Here is an 18228-nt window from a genome sequence, read left to right on the forward strand (position 1 = left end):
ACCCGGACGCCGGTATCCGGCTCGGTAGGGTGATCGCGTGGCAGAGCTGAGCATCACGGATCCGATCGTCGTCGTGGGCGCCGGGCTGGCGGGGGCGCAGGCGGCGCTCGCGCTGCGGCAGGGTGGCTGGCGCGGGCCGATAACCCTGGTCGGCGAGGAACCGCACCCGCCGTACGACCGACCCCCGCTCTCGAAGGACGTCCTGCTGGGCAAGCGGGACTCCACCGAGCTCGACATCGACTGGCAGCACCTGGGCATCGAACTGCTGCCGGGCCGCCGCGCCACCGCCGTGACCCCCGGCGTCCTGCACACCGGCGCCGGTGAACTCCCGTACGGCGGCCTGGTGATCGCCACCGGCGCCGCACCGGTCGCACTGCCGGGATCCGACCGCGCCCGGGTGCTGCGCACCGTGGACGACGCGCTCGCGCTGCGGGCCGAACTGGTGCCCGGAGCCAGGCTGGTGCTGGTCGGGGCCGGCTGGATCGGCGCCGAGACCGCCACGGTGGCACGGCAGTTGGGCTGCGAGGTGACGGTGGTCGAGGCCGGACCGGCTCCGGTGGCCGGTGCCCTGCCCGCCGAACTCGGCGCACTGATGGCCGACTGGTACGCCGCCGCCGGGGTCGAACTGCGCTGCGGCACCGGCGTCGCGGCCGTCGAACCGGACGCGGTGCTGCTCACCGACGGCACCCGGCTGCCCGCCGACGAGGTCGTGGTCGGCATCGGCGCCCGCCCGGCCACCGGTTGGCTCGCGGGTAGCGCCGTCCAGTTGGACGCGACCGGCGCGGTCCTGGTCGACGGGCAACTGCGCACCAGCGCCGAGCACGTCTGGGCGGCCGGCGACTGCGTCTCGTACCCCTCCGCCCGGTCCGGCACCCGGCTGGCCGTCCAGCACTGGGACCACGCGCTCCAGTCCGGCCGTGCGGTGGCCGCATCGGTGCTCGGCGCGGCCCTCGGCCGGGAGACCGAGGGCCCGTACGACCCGGTGCCGTACTTCTGGTCGGAGCAGTTCGGGCGGATGGTCCAGTACGCCGGGCGGCACGCCGGGGCGGACCGGCTGCTCTGGCGCGGCTCGGCGCAGGACCCGTCCTGGGCGGTGCTCTGGCTGCGCGAGGACCGGCTGGTCGGGGTGCTCGGGGTGGACCGGCCGCGCGACGTCAACCAGGCGCGGCGGCTGATCGCCGGTGGCGCCGTGCTGGACCCGGCGAAGGCGGCCGACCCGTCCGTCCAGCTGAAGGCGGCGCTGGCCTAGGGGCGACCGCACGGCCGGGGGCGAGCCCGACCGGGTGGCGGCCGCCCCGGCCGCCGCGCACGACACCCCGGCGACCCGGGCCACCGTGGCCGCGAGCATGTCCTACGGCTCCGCCAGGTACCAGGACGGCCGACCCGGCGGCGGGTGGCGGGGCGGTCCCGGAGGCGGTAGGTGCGCCGGAGCGCCGCGAGGTGAGAGTCTGGTCCCGTGAGTGAGATCAATCCCAAGATTGAAGCCCTGGTCCCCGAGTGGACGTACCTGCCCGACATCTCCGAGCTGTGGGGCGTGCAGGTGACCGAAGTCCGCAACATGGTGAAGACCGGCCAGCTGATCGCCATCCGGCGTGGCGAGAACCGGTCGCTTCAGGTCCCGGCCGCGTTCATCGAGGCCGACGGCCTGGTGAAGCACCTCAGCGGCACGCTGACCGTGCTGCGGGACTGCAAGTTCACCGACGAAGAGATCATCGAGTGGCTGTTCACCGAGGACCCGTCGCTGCCCGGCAGCCCGATCCAGGCGCTGCGTGAGAACCGGGGCACCGAGGTCAAGCGCCGCGCCCAGGCGATGGCGCTCTGATGGCGGACGCCCGTTCCCGGCTGGCGGACGCCAGGCTCTACCTGTGTACCGACGCCCGGCGCGAGCAGGGTGACCTGCCCGAGTTCCTGGACGCGGTGCTGGCGAACGGCGTGGACATCGTCCAGCTCCGCGACAAGGGCCTGGAGGCCCGGCAGGAGCTGGAGTACCTGGAGGTGTTCGCCGACGCCGCCCGGCGGCACGGCAGGCTCTTCTCGGTCAACGACCGCGCCGACGTCGCGCACGCCGCCCGCCCGCAGGTGCTGCACCTCGGGCAGGACGACCTGCCCGTACCGGCGGCGCGGGCGATCCTCGGCGACGATGTGATCATCGGACGGTCCTGTCACGCCGAGTCCGAGGTGGACGCGGCCGTCACCGAGCCGGGCGTGGACTACTTCTGCACCGGACCGGTCTGGCCGACCCCGACCAAGCCGGGCCGCCACGCACCCGGCCTCGACCTGGTCTCGTACGCGGCCAAGGCCGTCACCGACCGCCCGTGGTTCGCGATCGGCGGCATCGACCTCACCAACCTGGACGAGGTGCTCGCGGCGGGCGCCCGCCGGGTGGTGGTGGTCCGTGCGATCACGGCGGCCGAGGACCCGGGAGCGGCGGCTGCGGAGCTGGCCCGCCGCGTCCGTGCCGCCTAGGCACACCGTCCGTGCCGCCTGGGCACACCGTCCGTGCCGCCTGGGCCCGCGGGGAGCCGCGGGTCTCGAGAAGGGCGGCCTGGGCCGCGCCGGACCCCCCGGGAGCGAGCTGCACCCCACCCCGGGGGCAGCTCGCTCGCCGTCCGTCAGTACTTGCGGGCGGTGGCGGCGTCGGCCAGGGCGAGCAGGGCCGAGCGCGCCGGGCCGTCGGCCAGCGGAGCGGCGTCGAGTGCGTCGAGGGACTGCCGCATCAGCTCGCCGATCCGGCGCTCGACCAGCTCGGCCGCCCCGCTGCGCTCGACCAGCCCGCGCAGCGCGGGTATCTCCTCGGCGGTCAGGTCGGGCGCACCCAGGCGCTGGTCCAGCCGGCGGGCGTCCGCGGTGCTCAGCCCGCGCATCGCGTGGGCGATCAGCAGCGTCCGCTTGCCCTCGCGCAGGTCGTCCCCGGCGGGCTTGCCGGTGACGGCCGGGTCGCCGAAGACCCCGAGCAGGTCGTCGCGGAGCTGGAACGCCTCGCCGAGCGGCAGCCCGAACTCCGAGTAGGCCGTGAGCAGTTCGGGGCCGGCACCGGCCAGCAGGGCGCCGACCTGGAGCGGGCGCTCGATGGTGTACTTGGCCGACTTGTAGTGCAGGACGGTCCGGGTGCGCTCCAGCGCGCCCTCGTCGGTGGAGTCCCCGGCGACCGGCTCCAGGACGTCCAGGTACTGGCCGACCATCACCTCGGTCCGCATCAGGTCGAAGGCGGGCTTGGCCGCGAGCACCCGCATCGAGGGCAGGCCGGAGCGCAGGAAGAGTTCGTCGCACCAGATCAGCAGCAGGTCGCCGAGCAGCACCGCCGTCGAGGCGCCGTACTGTTCGCGGTCGCCGCGCCAGCCGCTGCGCCGGTGCAGCGCCTCGAACCGGCGGTGCACCGAGGGCAGGCCGCGGCGGGTGTCGCTGCGGTCCATCAGGTCGTCGTGCACCAGGGCGCTGGCCTGGAGCAGTTCCAGTGCGGCGGCGGCACGGGCGATCGACGGGTCCTCGGCGGTGCCGCCCGCGCCGCGCCACCCCCAGTAGCAGAAGGCCGGGCGCAGCCGCTTGCCGCCGTCCAGCAGGAACTCGCGCAGTGCCTCGGTGACGGGCAGCAGCTGCGGGGAGATCCCGGCGAGCAAGGCGGCCTGCCCGTCCATGAACTCCGCGAGGGCCGCGTTGACGCGCTCGCGGACGGCCTCCACGGCAATGGGGTCGACCGACTGGCTGCTGGACGAGGGCACGAGGAACTCCGGATCGCTGGGGTGACAATCAGCCTAACGGGGTCACCTTTCAAGCCGACTATCAAGGGCTTCCCCCCGACTGTCCGAACGGTGTCTCATTTGGCGGACAAGGATTGTCAGGCCCTTCACCGTGCCCGCTAACCTGCCAGCATGGCACTAGGCATCTCCTCCACCAGGACTGACCGCGCCCAGACGGTCCACGACCTGCTGGCGGCAGGGGACCGTTCGTTCTCCTTCGAGTTCATGCCCCCGCGCAGCGAGGACGCCGAGCGCCGCCTGTGGGACGCGATCCGCCGCCTCGAACCGCTCAGCCCCAACTTCGTCTGCATGACGTACGGGGCCGGCGGCTCCTCCCGCGGTCGCACCGTGGACATGGTCGGCCGGATCGCCACCGAGACCACCCTGACCCCCGTCGCCCACCTCACCGCCGTCGACCACTCGCTCGCCGAACTGCGCAACATCATCGGCCAGTACGCGGACGAGGGCGTCCGGAACGTCCTCGCCATCCGCGGCGACCCGCCCGGCGACCCGCAGGGCGAGTGGGTCCGCCACCCGGAGGGCGTCACCTACGCGTACGAGCTGGTCGAGCTGATCAAGGGCATCGGCGAATTCTGCGTCGGTGTGGCCGCGTTCCCGCAGATGCACCCGCGCTCGGAGAACTGGGACGACGACATCCGGCACTTCGTCGACAAGATCCGTGCGGGTGCCGACTACGCGATCACCCAGATGTTCTTCGAGGTCGAGGACTACCTGCGGCTGCGCGACCGGGTCGCGGCGGCCGGCTGCGAGGTGCCGATCATCCCGGAGATCATGCCGGTCACCAACATCCGGCAGCTGGAGCGCTTCCCCCAGCTGTCCGGTTCGGACTTCCCGGCCGACCTGGTGCGCCGGTTCCGGGCCGTCGCCGACGACAGGCAGGCGGTGCGGGCCATCGGCATCGAGCACGCCACCGCGATGTCGGAGCGACTGCTCGCCGAGGGCGCCCCCGGCCTGCACTTCATCACCCTCAACCACTCCACCTCGACCCTGGACATCTACCAGAACCTCGGCCTCCACCAGCGCTGAACCGCCGCCTTCGACGAGGTCCCGGCGATGTGGGTCCGGGACCGTCGAGGCGGTACAGTCGCCCGCACACGCGCGGTTCGCGACTGGAGGTGGCCGATGGGCATCGGAATCCTGGTGCTGTACGTCGCGCTGGCGGTGGTGGCGCTCTGGCTGCTCGCCGAACTGCTGCTCCAGAACCGCGCCCCGTTGCACTGGCGGGCCCTCGCCCTGGTCGGGTTCCTGACGGTCGTCGGCGGGATGCGGCTCCGCTCCGTGGCGGTGATCGGTGCCGGGGCGGCGGCGTTCGCACTCGGCCAGGTCTTCGTCACCCTTGCGGTCAAGGCCGGCCGGGCCTCCGCCTGGTCGCTGCGCCGCCAGGACGGCGGCCTGCCGGGCCCGCTCGCCAGGATCCCGCTGCTCAGCGCGGCGACCGGCGGCTCCGCCGTGGCCGTGGCCGCCGTCGCGGCGCAGCCGGTCGGCGAGGTGGGCCCGATCGAGGAGGCCGGTCCGGCCGCGCCGGAGCCCGCCCCGCAGGAGCCGGGCCCCCTCGACCCGGCCTCCTTCGACCCCTACACGCCGTACGCGCAGAGCGCTTCGTACGACCCGTACGGCCAGCTGCAGGAGATCGGCGACGACAGCGTGTACGTCGCTTCCTTCCAGCCGCAGCCGTACCCGCAGCCCGAGCCGTACCAGCAGTCCGAGCCGTACCAGCAGTCCGAGGCGTACCCGCCGAACGGCTTCCAGCCGCAGCCCGCGGCGGCCCTCCCCTACGCGGATCAGCACTGGCCGCAGCAGCCCGCCTTCGGCTACGACCAGTCGTACCCGGCGTCCCAGCCCTACCCGGAGCCGTACGCGCAGCCGCAGCCCGATCCGCAGCACGGCCAGTCCCCGTACGGGGATCCCCGGTTCGCCGACCTGCAGTACGCCGACGCGCAGTACGCGAACGCCCAGTACGCCGACGCGCAGTACGCCCAGCCCTGGGCGTACCAGCAGCCGCAGGCCGCTGCCGAGCAGCCCGTCCACGGCCACGGCCCGTGGGGCTACCAGCAGCAGGGCTGAGGTCCGCTCCGGTGGGTCAGGACTCGTAGCCCTCGACCTGGGCGGCCGGGCGGACGTGGGCGTCGTCGGGGTTCTCGCCGTACTGGGTGCGGGCGCGGCGCTGGCGGAGCAGGTCCCAGCACTGGTCGAGCCTGACCTCCAGGGCGGCGAGTTCCTGCTGGGCGGTGGTGGCGTCGGCCTGGCCGGAGGCGATGCGGGTGCGCAGGTCCTTCTCGGCGGCGACCATGTCGCCGATGGTGGCCAGGATGTCGGAGTCGGTCATGGCGTCCTCCCGGGCGGAGCACGGTTGGGTCCACTCCTCATCCTCGATTCGCGATCGCCGGGCCGCATCCGGCGGACGCGGCAGGAGCCGGGAACACCCGGACCGCGGCGGTGGTTGAAGCGGCCGTCCGCACGGGCCGAGCCGGTCCGCCGAGGAAGGAGCCGTTCCCATGAGCTACGAGGAGTACCAGCGAGCAGGGCTGTTCTTCGAGTCGAAGGACTACATCGGGGCGGCCGAGATCCTGGCGCCGATCGTCGAGCAGGATCCGGCCAACCGCTCCGCCGTCGAGCTGCTGGGCCGCTCGTACTTCCACAGCGCCCAGCTCGGCCGCGCCGAGCAGGTCTTCCGGCGCCTGGTGGAGCTCGACCCCGGCAACGACTGGGCGTACGAGGTGCTGGGCCGGACGCTGGAGCGCCGGGGTGACGCCGCCGGGGCGGCCCGGTTCCGGAAGCTGGCCCGCGCGATGGGCGGTGAGACCGCCGAGCCGGTGGTCCTCTCGCTGACCGCCGCCGACCTGGTGGACGGCTCCCGGGAGCGGTAGCCGGCCGGGTCCCGCGCCTCTGCTGCCCGCTGGCCGGCCGGGCAGCAGGGCCGTGGGCTGGGCGAGTTGACGCATCGTCAGCCTTCTGCGGGGGTGCCTGTGTCCCACGCCGTCACGGTCGAGATCGCGGCGCCGCCCGAGCGGGTCCGGCAGGTGCTGGCGGCGGTCGAACGGTGGCCCTCCTGGACGGCCTCCGTCGCGGAGGTCCGCCGCCTGGAGGAGGGCCGGTTCGGGGTGGGCAGCACGGTGCGGATCCGGCAGTCCGGGCTCCGTCCCGCCGTCCGGCGGGTGACGGTGTACGAGCCCGACCGCTGTCTCGCCTGGCAGAGCGTCGCCCCGGGCGTGCTGACCGTCGCCCGGCACCGGATCGAGCCGAGGCCGGGAGGAAGCGCCGGTGTCACGCTGACGCTCGGCCGGTTCGGCCCGGCGGCCCCGGTGGTCGGCGTGGTGTACGGGCCGCTGACCCGCCGCTACCCGGCCGTCGAGGCGGCGGGCCTCAAGCGCGCCGCCGAACAGCCGCCGTCCCACCCCTGACGCCGGTCAGGCCGGGCCGATCCCGGCGGCCGCGATCGAGGCGGACATCCCGGCGCGGGCCAGGCCCCCGCCGGGGTGGACGGTGGCGCCGATCAGCTGCAGACCTGGGATGCCGGAGTCGTTCGGCGGGTTGAGGAACCGCCCGCCGGCGCCCGCCAGCGACGGATGGGCCAGTGCGGCGGTCGGCGGCAGGATCTCGCGCCACAGCACGCGCTCGCGCAGGTCGATCCCGGCGTCGGCGAGGTGGTCCAGCAGATGGTCGGCGTACGCCTCGAAGTCCGGTGCGAGTTCGGCGACTTCGTCGGGGTCGGGCACGGTCACGGTCAACGTGACGGCCTCGTGGCCGTCGTCCGGGCGCAGTGTCGGGTCGTCGGGCCGGTGCACCTGCACCGTGGGGTACCGGGGCAGGTCGGGGTGTTCGAAGACCTGGTCCAGTTCGCGCTCCGTGTCCCGGGCGTGCACCACCGTGCGGTACGCCGTCCCGGCCGGGCGTGCGCCCCGCAGGGCCAGCAGTACGGTGAGCCGGCCGGTGGGCTCGGCCCGGCCGGGCGCCGGGTCGAGGCCCGGCACGATCCCCCGCCGGGCCAGGGTGCGGGCGTCGACCGCCGAGAGCACCAGGTCCGCCTCGAAGCGGCGTTCCCCGGCGGCGACCCCGCAGGCCCGCCCGTCCGCCAGCAGCACCCGCGTGACCGGGGTGTCGAAGTGGAACTCCACCCCCCGCTGCTCGCACCGCCGGTACACCGCCTCGGCCAGCGCCCGGTTGCCGCCGGTCACGTACCAGACCCCGAAGGACTGCTCCATGTACGGCAGCACGCTGGCTCCGGCCGGGGCGTCGTCGGGGCGGAGGCCGAAGCGCAGGGCGTACTCGTACAGCAGCGCGGTCAGCCCGGGGTGGCCGCCGAGTTCGCGTTCGGCGAGGTCGGCGAGCGTGCTGGTGCGACGGGTCAGACGGGCCAGTCCGCGGCGCGGCGGCGCGGGGTACGGGTCGGTGTGCAGCGGACGGGGGTCGGCCGGCAGCGGCTCCTCGAGCAGCGGGCGCCGGGTGGCCTCCCAGACCGCGCGGGCCCGGTTCATCACTTCGCCCCAGCGCTCGCCCGAACCCGGGCCGAAGGCCGCGTCCAGGGCCTGGGCGACCCCGCCGCGCGAGGCGTTGGGCAGCACCAGGTCAGTACCGTCGGGGAACAGGTGCCGGCTCTCCGGCTCCAGCGGCGCCAGCTCGACCAGCTGCTCCAGCGGCTCGCGGCCGGACTTCAGCGCCAGGTCGCGGTAGACGGCGGGCAGGGTGAGCAGTCCGGGCCCGGTGTCGAAGGCGAAGCCGTCCCGCTCGTAGCGGCCGAGCATGCCCCCGTACGCACCGCTCGCCTCACAGACCGTCACCCGGTGTCCGAGGGTGGCCAGCCGAGCCGCGGCGGCCAGTCCGCTGATTCCTGCCCCGATGATGACGATCCGTGCCATGGGACCTGATCCTAGGTCCCCCGTCCTGTCGCCCGGGTACGGGGCGTCGGGGCAGGTGCGCGGGTGTACGGCCTCAGGACGGGTACGGTCCCGGGCCGACCGGCTGGGGCTGCCGGGCGGCGGCCCGCTGCGCCTTGCGCTCGCGGCGGCGCTGGCGGAAGCGGCGGATCCGGGAGACCGCGAACCAGACCAGTACCGCGCCGATCACCAGCAGGGTCGCGGCCACGGACGCGGCGAACCACGGGTGGAAGATCGCCAGGGTGACCAGGCCGGCCACCGAGAGGTCCTCGGCCAGGCTGATGACGATGTTGCTGGCGGGCTCCGGCGAGGTGTTGACCGCCATCCGCAGGGAGGCCTTGATGCCGTGGCTGACCAACGCGGTCGTACCGCCCATCGCCCCGGCCGCGACCTCGCCGAGCGAACCCGGGTGCGCACTGGCCAGCAGTGCGCCGACGGTCGCACCGGCGATCGGGCGGATCACCGTGTGGATCGCGTCCCAGACCGTGTCCACGTACGGGATCTTGTCGGCGACCGCCTCGCAGAGGAAGAGCACGGTCGCGGCGATCAGCACGTCGGTGCGCTCCAGCACCGGCGGCACCGAGTCCGCTCCGCCGAACCGCCCGAACAGGCCGAGCAGCATCACCACGGCGTAGGCGTTGATCCCGCTCGCCCAGCCGCTGGTGAAAATCAACGGGACAATGCCCACTTTCGCGCTCCCCCTCGGAAACCACGTCGAACGGTCGGGCCACACCGTACCCGGACGGACTGCCCGGGTCCTTGGGACGCCGCCGGGAGCCGGCCGGTTCCAGCGGGCCGAGCGGTCGGCGTGATCTGAGTACGGATACTCAGTTCTCGACTTGAGTAGCCCAGCGGATGTCCCCCGACCTGCGGAAACCGGCAGAGTTGTGGCACCGGGACGACGGCCTGTCAGCAGGACGTCCGCCCCGGTGGCGGTTTCGCGTCCATCGACCGTGGGGGATCGATGGCCACTGCTGCGGGCCGCGCAAGCAGGCCGGACGACGACTGCGCACCGCCGGTACGGGGCGGCGGAGCGGGGTCGGGGGGACGGACGGCCGACGGGGGGAGCACCGGGACGTGTCGGGCCGTTGGCGTCCGCACTCCCGGTCGACGAGCAGGGCGGTTCCGCACGGCAGGCCGACGGGGGAGTCGGGGCGGCCGGGCGGAACCGCCCTCGCCGTGCGCCGCCCGGGGCGCCGGAGGGCCTCCCGGGAACGGATTGTCAGTGGTGCCGTCCAGGATGGAGTCGCACGGGTCGTCCGACCCGCGTCACCCGCTTTGGACCGGGGGACTCCATGACCATCAGCCACCCTGAGACCGTCACCCGCCGCCCGTCCGCCGATTCCCGTGTCCCGGCTCCCCAGAGCCAGCTGCCGCCGGCCCCGCTGCCATCAGCCCCGCCGCCGCAGAGTCCGTCACCGCAGGCCCCACCGCCGCAGGCCCCGCCGCCGCAGGGTCCGGCACCGCGCGGCCGGGGCGCCGACGTCCACCCCGTGCTGCGCCGGGCCGCCGCCCCGCCCGCCGCGCTGGACCTGCTCCGCCAGGCCGATCTGACACTCGTCCGGGCACGTCAGTACGAGGATCCGCTGGAGCGGTACGCGGCCGCGCACCTGGCCGCGCTGCGGACCACCGCGGCCGTGCTCGCCGTCCGGGGGCGGCCGGAGCGGAACCCGCGCCGCCGCCGGGCCATCCGCAGCGCCTGGGACGTCCTGCCGGAGGTGGCTTCCGAACTCGCGGAGTGGGCCGTCTACTTCGCGGCCGGCGCCCGCCGCCGGGCCGCCGCCGAGGCGGGCATCCGGGGGGCGGCCACCGCGCGCGAGGCGGACGACCTGATCCGCAACACCGCGCTCTACCACCGCATCGTCCAGCGGCTGCTGGGGCTGCACCCCGACCCGCAGACCCGGCCGCTGCCTCCCGACCGCCGCGCCGCCGCGCCACAGGACGGCGGGTAGCCCGGCGGTCGGGCCGCCTGCGGGGCGCGGGCCCGGCGCGTCGTGCGGCCGGGGCGGGGCGGGGCTGCGGAGGGCCCGGGCGCACTAAGGTGGGGGCATCAGCAACCCCCGCGACGAGGAGCTTCAGCCTTGTACCCGACGCGTCCCCGCAGCGCCCTGCGTACCGCCGTGGTGTGGGAGGTGGTGAAGACGGCCCTCGAACGCCGGGCCGCCGAGCTGGACCAGCCGGTGCTGGACGTGCTCGACACGGGTGGCGGCACCGGTAACTTCGCCGTGCCGGTGGCCCGGCTCGGCCACCGGGTGACCGTCGTCGACCCGAGCCCGGACGCGCTCTTCGCACTGGAGCGCCGGGCCGCCGAGGCGGGCGTCACCGACCTGGTCCGCGCGGTGCAGGGCGACACCCAGACCCTGCCCGAGGTGGTCAACCCGGGCAGCGTGGACGCGGTGCTCTGCCACGGTGTCCTGGAGATGGTGGACGACCCGGCCGAGGCGCTCGGCAACCTCACCGCGACCCTGCACAAGGGCGGCCTGGTCAGCCTGCTCGCCGCCAACCGCAACGGTGCCGTGCTGGCCCGCGCCCTCGGCGGCCACTTCGCCGAGGCCCGTGCCGTGCTGGACGCCTCCGACGGCCGTTGGGGCGAGCAGGACCCGATGCCCCGCCGGTTCAGCGTCGAGGAGCTCGACCGCCTGGCCCGCGAGGCCGGCCTGCGGGTGGACTCGGTGCACGGTGTGCGGGTCTTCGCCGACCTCGTCCCCGGCGTCCTGGTGGACACCGAACCCGGTGCGATGGAGGCGCTGCTCAAGCTGGAGCAGGCCGCCGCGGGGGAGCCGGCCTTCCACGCCGTGGCCACCCAGCTGCACCTGCTCGCCTCGCTCGCCTGACCGTTCGCTCACAGTCCGCTCTCCGTCCGGTCACAGTCCGCCCGCCGTCCGCTCGCCGTTCCGAAAGATTCCGCTCTTCCGGGCACTTGTCCCGGCGCTGCGGCGTTGGGCACCGTACGGGAAGCACACGGGCACGTGGCCGGAGCCACGTGCGCCTGACCGCCCCGAACCCGGCTCCCGGACCGTATGATCTGGGTAAAGCCGGAAAGCATGACAGCCAGAACCATGGGGCATATGGACCACACAGGGCCGAGCCAGGGGTGGTGGACCGGTCGCCCCGCGACCGACGAGTAGGAGGACTCCGTGCCGCTCTCGGAGCACGAGCAGCGACTGCTCGAGCAGATGGAGCGAGCGCTGTACGCAGAAGATCCCAAGTTCGCGTCAGCGCTCGAGGGAACCGGGCTGCGCACCTACACCCGTCGGAAGGTCTACCTGGCCGCCGCAGGGTTCGTCGTGGGTGTCGGCCTCCTCATGGGGGGCATGGTCGCTCAGCACATCTGGGTGGGCGTTGTCGGGTTCCTGGTGATGCTGGTCTGCGCGGTCCTCGCCGTTACCGGGTGGAGGCGCAGTCCGGCTGGGCACGGGGCAGGTCCCAAGACGGCCCCAGCCCCACGTCGGAAGGCCGGTGTGATGGACCGGATGGAGCAACGCTGGCAGCGCCGCAGGGATGAGCACAACGGCATGTAGCCGGTCGGTGTTCTGGACGGACAGGTGACAGACGGGTGAGGGCGGGCAGTCGATCGACTGCCCGCCCTCACCCGTTGCCCTGTCCGGACCCGTTGCGCGGCCGGTCGGCCGACCAGGCACGGACGGGAGCGCGGAGCCCGGCCCGGCCGCTGTGCGCGACCGCCCCCGCCACCGTGGCGGAGGCTGCCCGGACAGCCGGTCGATCGGGCGGGGCCCGCCGCCCCGCCCTGGATCCGTCGGGAGCTACCGCCTGCGGCGGGTCAGCCGGGCGCGTACCGGTCCGGTGAGCCGGGAGACGAGCCGGTGGAGGGCCTCGCGGCCGGCGGCGGCCCGGTCCTGGAACCGCCACCGCAGCCGTGCCGAGGAGGGCGGCAGCAGGACCGCCCGGGCCCGGCCGCGCCGCCCGGCGGCGGCCCGCAGGCCCGCCGAGGCGGCCCGCACATCCGCCCCGAGGGCGGGCTGCGGCCGCGTCGCGGGTGCGTAGAGCACCTGCTCGGTGGCCAGCGCGACGCGGCCGGCGGCGGCGGTGGCGCTCTCGTCCAGGCGCCCGCTCTCGGCGATCCGCTGGACCGCGCGGCGCGGGGTGCGGGTCTCGTCGGGCGGTATGCCGAGGTCCCAGGCGGTGTCGATCAGCTCTTCCCAGGCGGCCAGCACCTGCTGGTCGGTCAGCTCGGTGGACGGGCCGCCGGGCAGGTGCCGTCCGGCGCCGAGGCGTCGGCGGCGCTGTCGGGCCCGCCAGAGCATCGGTGTGGCCAGCAGGGCCAGGACCAGCAGGAGGACTGCGAGGGAGACCAGTGCCTGCCAGCCGAGCCACCACGGGGTCGGCTCGGCGGCGCGGACCACGGGCTCGTTCCGGTCCGCGCAGTCCCCGGCCCGGCGCTGCTGCGCGCTGCAGGCGCTGCTCGCGCTGGGCGCCGCCGAGGCGCTCGCGGACGGCGCGGCGCTGGGCCGGTCGGCGGTGGCGCTGGGCGCGGGTGCGGCCTGCTCCTGGGAGTAGGACGGGGCGTTGCCGCGGCTCGGGGTCGGCTCGAAGCGGAGCCAGCCGGAACCGGCGAAGTACAGCTCGGGCCAGGCGTGGTAGTCCTGGCTGTGCACCACGTAGCGGCCGTTGCCCTGGCTGCTGCCGGGAGCGAACCCGATCGCGACCCGGGCGGGGATGCCGAGGGAGCGGGCCATGGCGGCCATGGTGGCCGCGAAGTGCACGCAGAAACCGGTCTTGTCCTGCAGGAACCGGACGATGGCGTCATTGCCGGTGGCGGGGGCGACCCGGAGGCTGTAGTGGAACTCCGGCGAGTTGAACCAGGTCTGCAGGGCCACCGCCCGGTCGTAGGCGTTGCTCTTTCCCGCGGTGACGCTGCGGGCGGTCTCGGCGACCACCGGCGGAAGGCTCTGCGGGAGCGTGAGGTACCTCCGCGCGAAGTCGGCGGGCGCCGGCCCGGCCGTGCGCAGCTGCGCCGGGCTCGGTTCGACGTCCAGGCTGTCGACCCGGTACTTCAGGCCGTTGCTCTGCTGGCCGTTGTCGGCGACCACGGTACGGGCGTCGGCCTCGTACCGCCAGCGGCCCGGCACGGTGACCGTGTCGGCCGGGTACGGCATCGGCAGGGTGTCGGTGCTGAGGCTGTCGGAGATCGTGAAGTCGGTGCGGACCGGGGTGGTCGGTACCCCCCGGCCGAGGCCCTCCGGTACCGGGAGGGGCGCCTGGAGCGGCTGGAGCGGCTGGTCGGAGTACTTCCACTCGACGCCGTCGAAGCTGTCCAGCGCGTTGATCCGCAGGTACATCTGGCTCGCGTTGCTGGCGTCCGTGGTGTAGCTGAACATCTCCACGTTGTCCGGCCGGTTGAGGTTGGCGGTCAGCGCCACCACCGGGTTGAGCGAGGTGATCCGCCCGGCGGTGCCGGTGCCCGCGCCCGCTCCCGAACCGTTGCCGATCAGGCCGAGATCGCCGTGCGGGACGAAGACCGGGAGGATCAGCGCGCACACCAGGGCGAGCAGCCCGACCTGGTGGCCGTTGTGGGAGAGCGTGCCGGTGCCGTCGCCGCCCCGGCCGGTGCCGCGGAAGACCCGGCCCCAGCGGGACAGCCGGTCCTGCCCCTCGGCGAACAGCAGCAGCAGGTAGCCCGCGGCGGCGACCAGGAACCAGAGCCAGCTGCGCCCGGCACTGTTCAGGCCGGTGCCCACCGAGTACAGCGCGAGCAGCGGCAGGCCCGCCGCCGCGGCCCGCCGCAAGGTCACCGCGAGGGCGTCCACCAGGACGGCGATCAGCGTGACCGAGCCGATCAGGATCAGCCTGAGCCCGTCCGAGGCGGGCGCCGGAATCGTGTAGTGGCGGATCGTCGAGACGCCGTCGGCCACCAGGGTGCCGAGCGCGTCGATCGCCTGGGGTCCCGGCAGGACACCGGCGGTCATCGAGGGCGCGACGGTGAGGAACATCAGCAGGTACAGCACGGCCAGCAACTGGAGCGGCACCACCAGCGCCCGGGACAGGGCGAGGCGGCGCAGCCCGGCGCCGACCGCCGCCACCGCGACGATCTGGACGAAGGCGGCGAGGTACCAGGTGTTCTGCTTGACCAGGGGGGTCAGGCACAGCGTGGTCAGCGCGGTGGCCAGCGCCGAGTAGAGCGTCAACTTGGCCCGGGTGGTCACGAACCGGCCTCGTCTCGGTAGGGGCCCCACTGCGGGGCCCGGCCGGGCTGGGGGGTCTTGGGGGCGTCGGGGCCGTGGTCGGCCCGGCGGCGCGAGGGGCCCTGGGCGGAGCGGTCGGCCAGGCGCCAGAGGTCGGGCACCGAGTCGTTCGATCCGGCGGGCAGGACGATCCAGCCGGCGTCGCGGAGCAGGTCGATCCGTCGGGTGGCCTGGTCGTCGGGAGCGTCGGGCAGCACCGGGCGCAGCCCGGCCCAGGTGGCGGTGGAGAGCAGGAAGGCTATTCCGGCCCCGGCCCGGCGGCGCAGCCTGCCGAGCCGGGCGAGCTGGTCCTCGTCGAGTTCGCCGAGGACGGCCACCAGCAGGCCCTCGCCGCCGGCCCGCAGAACCTCCTCGGCGCGCTGGAAGCCGCTGCCGTCGGACTGCTCGATCACGGCCAGCGTGTCCAGCAGCAGCCCGGCCGACTCGCCGACCGTCGCAGCGCCGTTCCCGGTGCCGGGGACGGACCAGCCGGTGTCGGTGAGCAGCCGGGTCTGGTAGCCGAGTTCCATCAGGTGGACGCCGACCGAGGCGGCGCAGCCGACGGCCCATTCGAAGGAGGAGGCGGGGCCGGTCCCGCGGTGCGCGAGTTCCCGGGTGTCCAGCAGGACGGTGGCGCGGGCCTTGAGCGGTTGCTCCTCCCGGCGGACCATCAGTTCGCCGTACCGGGCGGTGGACTTCCAGTGCACCCGGCGCAGGTCGTCGCCCTGCCGGTAGGCGCGCGGGATGACGTCGTCGTCCCCGGCCAGTGCGAGGGTGCGGGTGTTGCGCTCGCCGCGGCCGGCCCACTCGCCGGTCAGCCGCAGCGAAGTCAGCGGCTGCACCTGCGGTACTACGGTGAGGGTGTCACAGGCGGCGAACGACCTGGTCAGCTCGCACATCCCGAACGGGTCGGCGACCCGCAGCTGGAGCGGCCCGAGCGGGTAGCGCCCGCGGAGGTCCGAGCGGACCCGGTAGGAGACCTCCCTGAAGCCGCGCGGCTCGACCCGGTCCAGGACGAAGCGCGGGCGCGGTCCGAGCACGTACGGGACCTGGTCCTCCAGCAGCAGCAGGCCGGTGGGGACCCGGGAGACGTTGTCCAGGCGCAGGTGCACCCGGGCCTCCTGGCCGGCCGGGGTGCGGTGCGGGGTGAGCCGCCGTCCCCCGGCGACCCGGTAGCGGGTGCGCAGCAGCAGGGTGGCGGCGCACAGCGGCAGTGCGGCCAGCAGCACGCCGACCTGGAGCAGGGTGTCCTGCCCGAAGACGTACGCGCACACGACGGCGGTGATCCCCGCGGCCAGGAAGGAGCGGCCCCTGGTGGTCAGGCCCTGCAGACCGGTGCGCAGACCTGACGGCTTGTCGGCCTTCGCCACCTCAGCCGCGCCCCTGCGGACGGGGGATCGGCAGCCTGGCCACCAGGTCGAGGACGATCTGCTCGACGGTGCGGCGGCCCAGCTGGGTCTCGGCGGTGGGCAGCAGGCGGTGGGCGAGCACGGGGACGGCGAGGGACTGGATGTCGTCCGGCAGCACGTACTCGCGGCCGTCCAGGGCGGCGGCCGCGCGGGCGGCCCGGACGAGGTGCAGCGTGGCCCGCGGGGAGGCGCCGAGGCGCAGCTCCGGGTGGGTGCGGGTGGCGGCGACCAGGTCGACGGCGTAGCGGCGGACCGGGTCGGCGAGGTGGACCGTGCGGACCCGGTCGATCAGCTTGAGGATGTCGTCGGCGTGCGCCACCGGCTGGAGGTCGTCCAGCGGGTTGGCGCCGGCGTGGTGGTCGAGCATGGCGAACTCGGCCTCGGGGCTGGGGTAGCCGATCGAGATCCGGGCCATGAAGCGGTCGCGCTGGGCCTCGGGCAGGGTGTAGGTGCCCTCCATCTCCACCGGGTTCTGGGTGGCGATCACCATGAACGGGGAGGGCAGTTCGTAGCTGGTCCCGTCGATGGTGACCTGGCGTTCCTCCATCGACTCCAGCAGCGCGGACTGGGTCTTCGGCGAGGCCCGGTTGATCTCGTCGCCGACCACGATCTGGGCGAAGATGGCGCCGGGACGGAACTCGAAGTCCATCCGCTGCTGGTCGAAGATGCTGGTGCCGGTCACGTCGGAGGGCAGCAGGTCCGGGGTGAACTGGATCCGGCGCACCGAGCAGTCGAGTGAGCGGGCGAGGGTCTTGGCGAGCATGGTCTTGCCGACGCCGGGGACGTCCTCCAGCAGCAGGTGGCCCTCGGCCAGCAGCACGGTCAGCGCGATCCGGACGGCCTCCGGCTTGCCCTCGATGACGCTCTCGACCGAGGCACGGACCCGCTCCACCACCGCACTCAGCTCGTGCAGTCCGGCCGGTCGCGGGGCCCCCGCCCCGACGGTGGCGGTCTGTCCGTTGAAGGTCGTCACCCGTAAACTCCCATGGCCCAGTCCGGCCGGACCTCGTCCCGGGCCCGGCCCCCACCCCGATTACGCGGCCTGCCGCCGTTTCGGTTCCGGAGAGGACCTGAGGTGCTGGAGGACCAGTCCGAGGACCGGTGAGGGCCGGTGGCGCGGTCAGGCAGCCCCAGGTGGTGCGGGGTCAGCCTGCAGGCGCATTCTTCCCTGCCGGACTGCCGAAAGTCACCCGGGAGGACGAGACGCCGGGACTGTCCCGGTTCGTCCCGCGGGACGTACGGTGCCGCCCCCGGCCGACGCCGTCGGACCCGGGGGCGGCACCGTACGGTCAGCGGATCTCGCGCAGCAGTCCGGTGTGGACGTCGAAGACGAAGCCCCGGACGTCGTCGGTGTGCAGCAGGAACGGGGAGGTCCGCACCCGCTGCATCGACTGGCGGACGTCGCCGTCCAGGTCCACGAAGGACTCGACGGCCCACTGCGGGCGCTGGCCGACCTCCAGCTCCAGTTCGCGGCGGAAGTCCTCGGTGAGTCCGAGCAGACCGCAGCCGGTGTGGTGGATCAGGACGATCGAGCGGGTGCCGAGGGCGCGCTGGCTGATGGTGAGCGAGCGGATGGTGTCGTCGGTGACGACGCCGCCGGCGTTGCGGATCACGTGCGCGTCGCCGAGTTCCAGGCCGAGCGCGGCGAACAGGTCGAGCCGGGCGTCCATGCAGGCCACGACGGTGACCTTCTGGACGGGGCGGGCGTCCATGCCGCCGTCGCGGTAGCCGACGGCGTAGGCCCGGTTGGCCTCGACGAAGCGATCGGTGATCGTCGGGGTGAGGTCGGCAGCAGCGGCCGGCGTGGGCCGGTCAGGGGTCACTGTCATGCCGACGACGGTAATAGGATTTCGCGCTCCGTGGTGGGGGAGGCGTGCGGCTTCTTCGGCGGTGTGATGGAGCGCATAGCGGCGCGCGGAAATCGCCTCCGGCGACTTGTCCCCTTGTGTCCCGTTCTGTACGGCGCGCGCCGAGCGCGGTGCGCACCTCGCCCCGGTGCCCGTCG

At 74.2% G+C, this 18228-nt stretch carries 18 protein-coding genes; 10 read left to right on the forward strand and 8 right to left on the reverse strand.

Going from position 1 to position 18228, the window contains the following annotated elements:
• Positions 1–37: 37 nt before the first annotated feature.
• The 3 genes from ACFC1R_RS05935 (at position 38) to thiE (ending at position 2466) form a co-directional block, all read left to right on the forward strand.
• On the forward strand, positions 38–1249 hold the full coding sequence (locus tag ACFC1R_RS05935; protein ID WP_375933339.1) for an NAD(P)/FAD-dependent oxidoreductase: 1212 nt from the start codon (positions 38–40) through the stop codon (positions 1247–1249).
• Between the two features lie 207 nt (positions 1250–1456).
• Positions 1457–1822 carry an Rv2175c family DNA-binding protein gene (locus ACFC1R_RS05940; RefSeq protein WP_375933342.1) on the forward strand — a complete coding sequence of 122 codons (366 nt, stop codon included), beginning with the start codon at positions 1457–1459 and terminating at the stop codon, positions 1820–1822.
• Positions 1822–2466 (forward strand): thiamine phosphate synthase, encoded by a 645-nt coding sequence (gene thiE / locus ACFC1R_RS05945; RefSeq protein WP_375933345.1) that lies wholly within the window; start codon positions 1822–1824, stop codon positions 2464–2466. Before ACFC1R_RS05940 ends, thiE begins: the two co-directional genes overlap by 1 nt.
• Before the next feature lie 146 nt (positions 2467–2612).
• Here thiE and ACFC1R_RS05950 read toward each other — a convergent pair whose 3' ends face one another.
• The gene (locus ACFC1R_RS05950) at positions 2613–3719 is read right to left on the reverse strand and encodes a polyprenyl synthetase family protein (RefSeq protein ID WP_375933348.1); all 1107 of its coding nucleotides are present in this window, start codon (positions 3717–3719) and stop codon (positions 2613–2615) included.
• Positions 3720–3869: 150 nt separating this feature from the next.
• Between ACFC1R_RS05950 and metF the strand changes: the two genes are divergently transcribed.
• Together metF and ACFC1R_RS05960 are read left to right on the forward strand one after the other, a co-directional pair.
• Entirely contained in the window at positions 3870–4784 is a 915-nt protein-coding gene (metF, locus tag ACFC1R_RS05955; protein WP_375933351.1) for a methylenetetrahydrofolate reductase [NAD(P)H], read from the forward strand.
• A 96-nt stretch (positions 4785–4880) separates the two neighbouring features.
• Positions 4881–5822, forward strand: a complete 942-nt coding sequence (locus ACFC1R_RS05960; RefSeq protein WP_375933354.1) for a hypothetical protein — start codon at positions 4881–4883, stop codon at positions 5820–5822.
• Positions 5823–5838: 16 nt separating this feature from the next.
• On the opposite strand, the gene ACFC1R_RS05965 is transcribed toward ACFC1R_RS05960, so the two are convergent.
• Positions 5839–6084 carry a DUF2630 family protein gene (locus ACFC1R_RS05965; protein WP_045299029.1) on the reverse strand — a complete coding sequence of 82 codons (246 nt, stop codon included), beginning with the start codon at positions 6082–6084 and terminating at the stop codon, positions 5839–5841.
• Positions 6085–6253: 169 nt separating this feature from the next.
• Between ACFC1R_RS05965 and ACFC1R_RS05970 the strand changes: the two genes are divergently transcribed.
• Together ACFC1R_RS05970 and ACFC1R_RS05975 are read left to right on the forward strand one after the other, a co-directional pair.
• The gene (locus ACFC1R_RS05970) at positions 6254–6625 is read left to right on the forward strand and encodes a tetratricopeptide repeat protein (RefSeq protein WP_375933358.1); all 372 of its coding nucleotides are present in this window, start codon (positions 6254–6256) and stop codon (positions 6623–6625) included.
• A 93-nt stretch (positions 6626–6718) separates the two neighbouring features.
• Positions 6719–7159: an SRPBCC family protein gene (locus tag ACFC1R_RS05975; RefSeq protein WP_375933361.1), complete on the forward strand. Its 441-nt coding sequence runs from the start codon at positions 6719–6721 to the stop codon at positions 7157–7159.
• A 6-nt stretch (positions 7160–7165) separates the two neighbouring features.
• On the opposite strand, the gene ACFC1R_RS05980 is transcribed toward ACFC1R_RS05975, so the two are convergent.
• The gene (locus ACFC1R_RS05980) at positions 7166–8614 is read right to left on the reverse strand and encodes a phytoene desaturase family protein (RefSeq protein ID WP_375933364.1); all 1449 of its coding nucleotides are present in this window, start codon (positions 8612–8614) and stop codon (positions 7166–7168) included.
• A 73-nt stretch (positions 8615–8687) separates the two neighbouring features.
• Positions 8688–9320, reverse strand: coding sequence for a DUF4126 domain-containing protein (locus tag ACFC1R_RS05985; protein ID WP_375933366.1), 633 nt, complete (start codon positions 9318–9320; stop codon positions 8688–8690).
• Positions 9321–9927: 607 nt separating this feature from the next.
• On the opposite strand from ACFC1R_RS05985, the gene ACFC1R_RS05990 reads away from it, so the two are divergent.
• From ACFC1R_RS05990 to ACFC1R_RS06000, 3 genes are all read left to right on the forward strand, one after another.
• Complete coding sequence (locus tag ACFC1R_RS05990; protein WP_375933369.1) at positions 9928–10584, forward strand: SAV_6107 family HEPN domain-containing protein; 657 nt, start codon at positions 9928–9930, stop codon at positions 10582–10584.
• 129 nt (positions 10585–10713) lie between these two features.
• Complete coding sequence (locus ACFC1R_RS05995; protein ID WP_375933372.1) at positions 10714–11466, forward strand: methyltransferase domain-containing protein; 753 nt, start codon at positions 10714–10716, stop codon at positions 11464–11466.
• Positions 11467–11769: 303 nt separating this feature from the next.
• Positions 11770–12153, forward strand: a complete 384-nt coding sequence (locus ACFC1R_RS06000) for a DUF3040 domain-containing protein (RefSeq protein ID WP_375933375.1) — start codon at positions 11770–11772, stop codon at positions 12151–12153.
• A 243-nt stretch (positions 12154–12396) separates the two neighbouring features.
• Here ACFC1R_RS06000 and ACFC1R_RS06005 read toward each other — a convergent pair whose 3' ends face one another.
• The 4 genes from ACFC1R_RS06005 to ACFC1R_RS06020 all read right to left on the reverse strand — a co-directional run bounded on the left by ACFC1R_RS06005 (position 12397) and on the right by ACFC1R_RS06020 (position 18052).
• The gene (locus ACFC1R_RS06005) at positions 12397–14796 is read right to left on the reverse strand and encodes a transglutaminaseTgpA domain-containing protein (RefSeq protein WP_375933378.1); all 2400 of its coding nucleotides are present in this window, start codon (positions 14794–14796) and stop codon (positions 12397–12399) included.
• Positions 14793–16184: a DUF58 domain-containing protein gene (locus ACFC1R_RS06010; RefSeq protein ID WP_375933381.1), complete on the reverse strand. Its 1392-nt coding sequence runs from the start codon at positions 16182–16184 to the stop codon at positions 14793–14795. The genes ACFC1R_RS06005 and ACFC1R_RS06010 overlap by 4 nt, the downstream gene beginning before the upstream one ends.
• Before the next feature lies 1 nt (position 16185).
• Positions 16186–17136 (reverse strand): AAA family ATPase, encoded by a 951-nt coding sequence (locus ACFC1R_RS06015; RefSeq protein ID WP_375933474.1) that lies wholly within the window; start codon positions 17134–17136, stop codon positions 16186–16188.
• Between the two features lie 376 nt (positions 17137–17512).
• Positions 17513–18052 carry a beta-class carbonic anhydrase gene (locus ACFC1R_RS06020; RefSeq protein WP_375933384.1) on the reverse strand — a complete coding sequence of 180 codons (540 nt, stop codon included), beginning with the start codon at positions 18050–18052 and terminating at the stop codon, positions 17513–17515.
• Positions 18053–18228 lie beyond the last annotated feature (176 nt).

Source organism: Kitasatospora sp. NPDC056138 (assembly GCF_042264695.1).
Taxonomy (GTDB): Bacteria; Actinomycetota; Actinomycetes; order Streptomycetales; family Streptomycetaceae; genus Kitasatospora.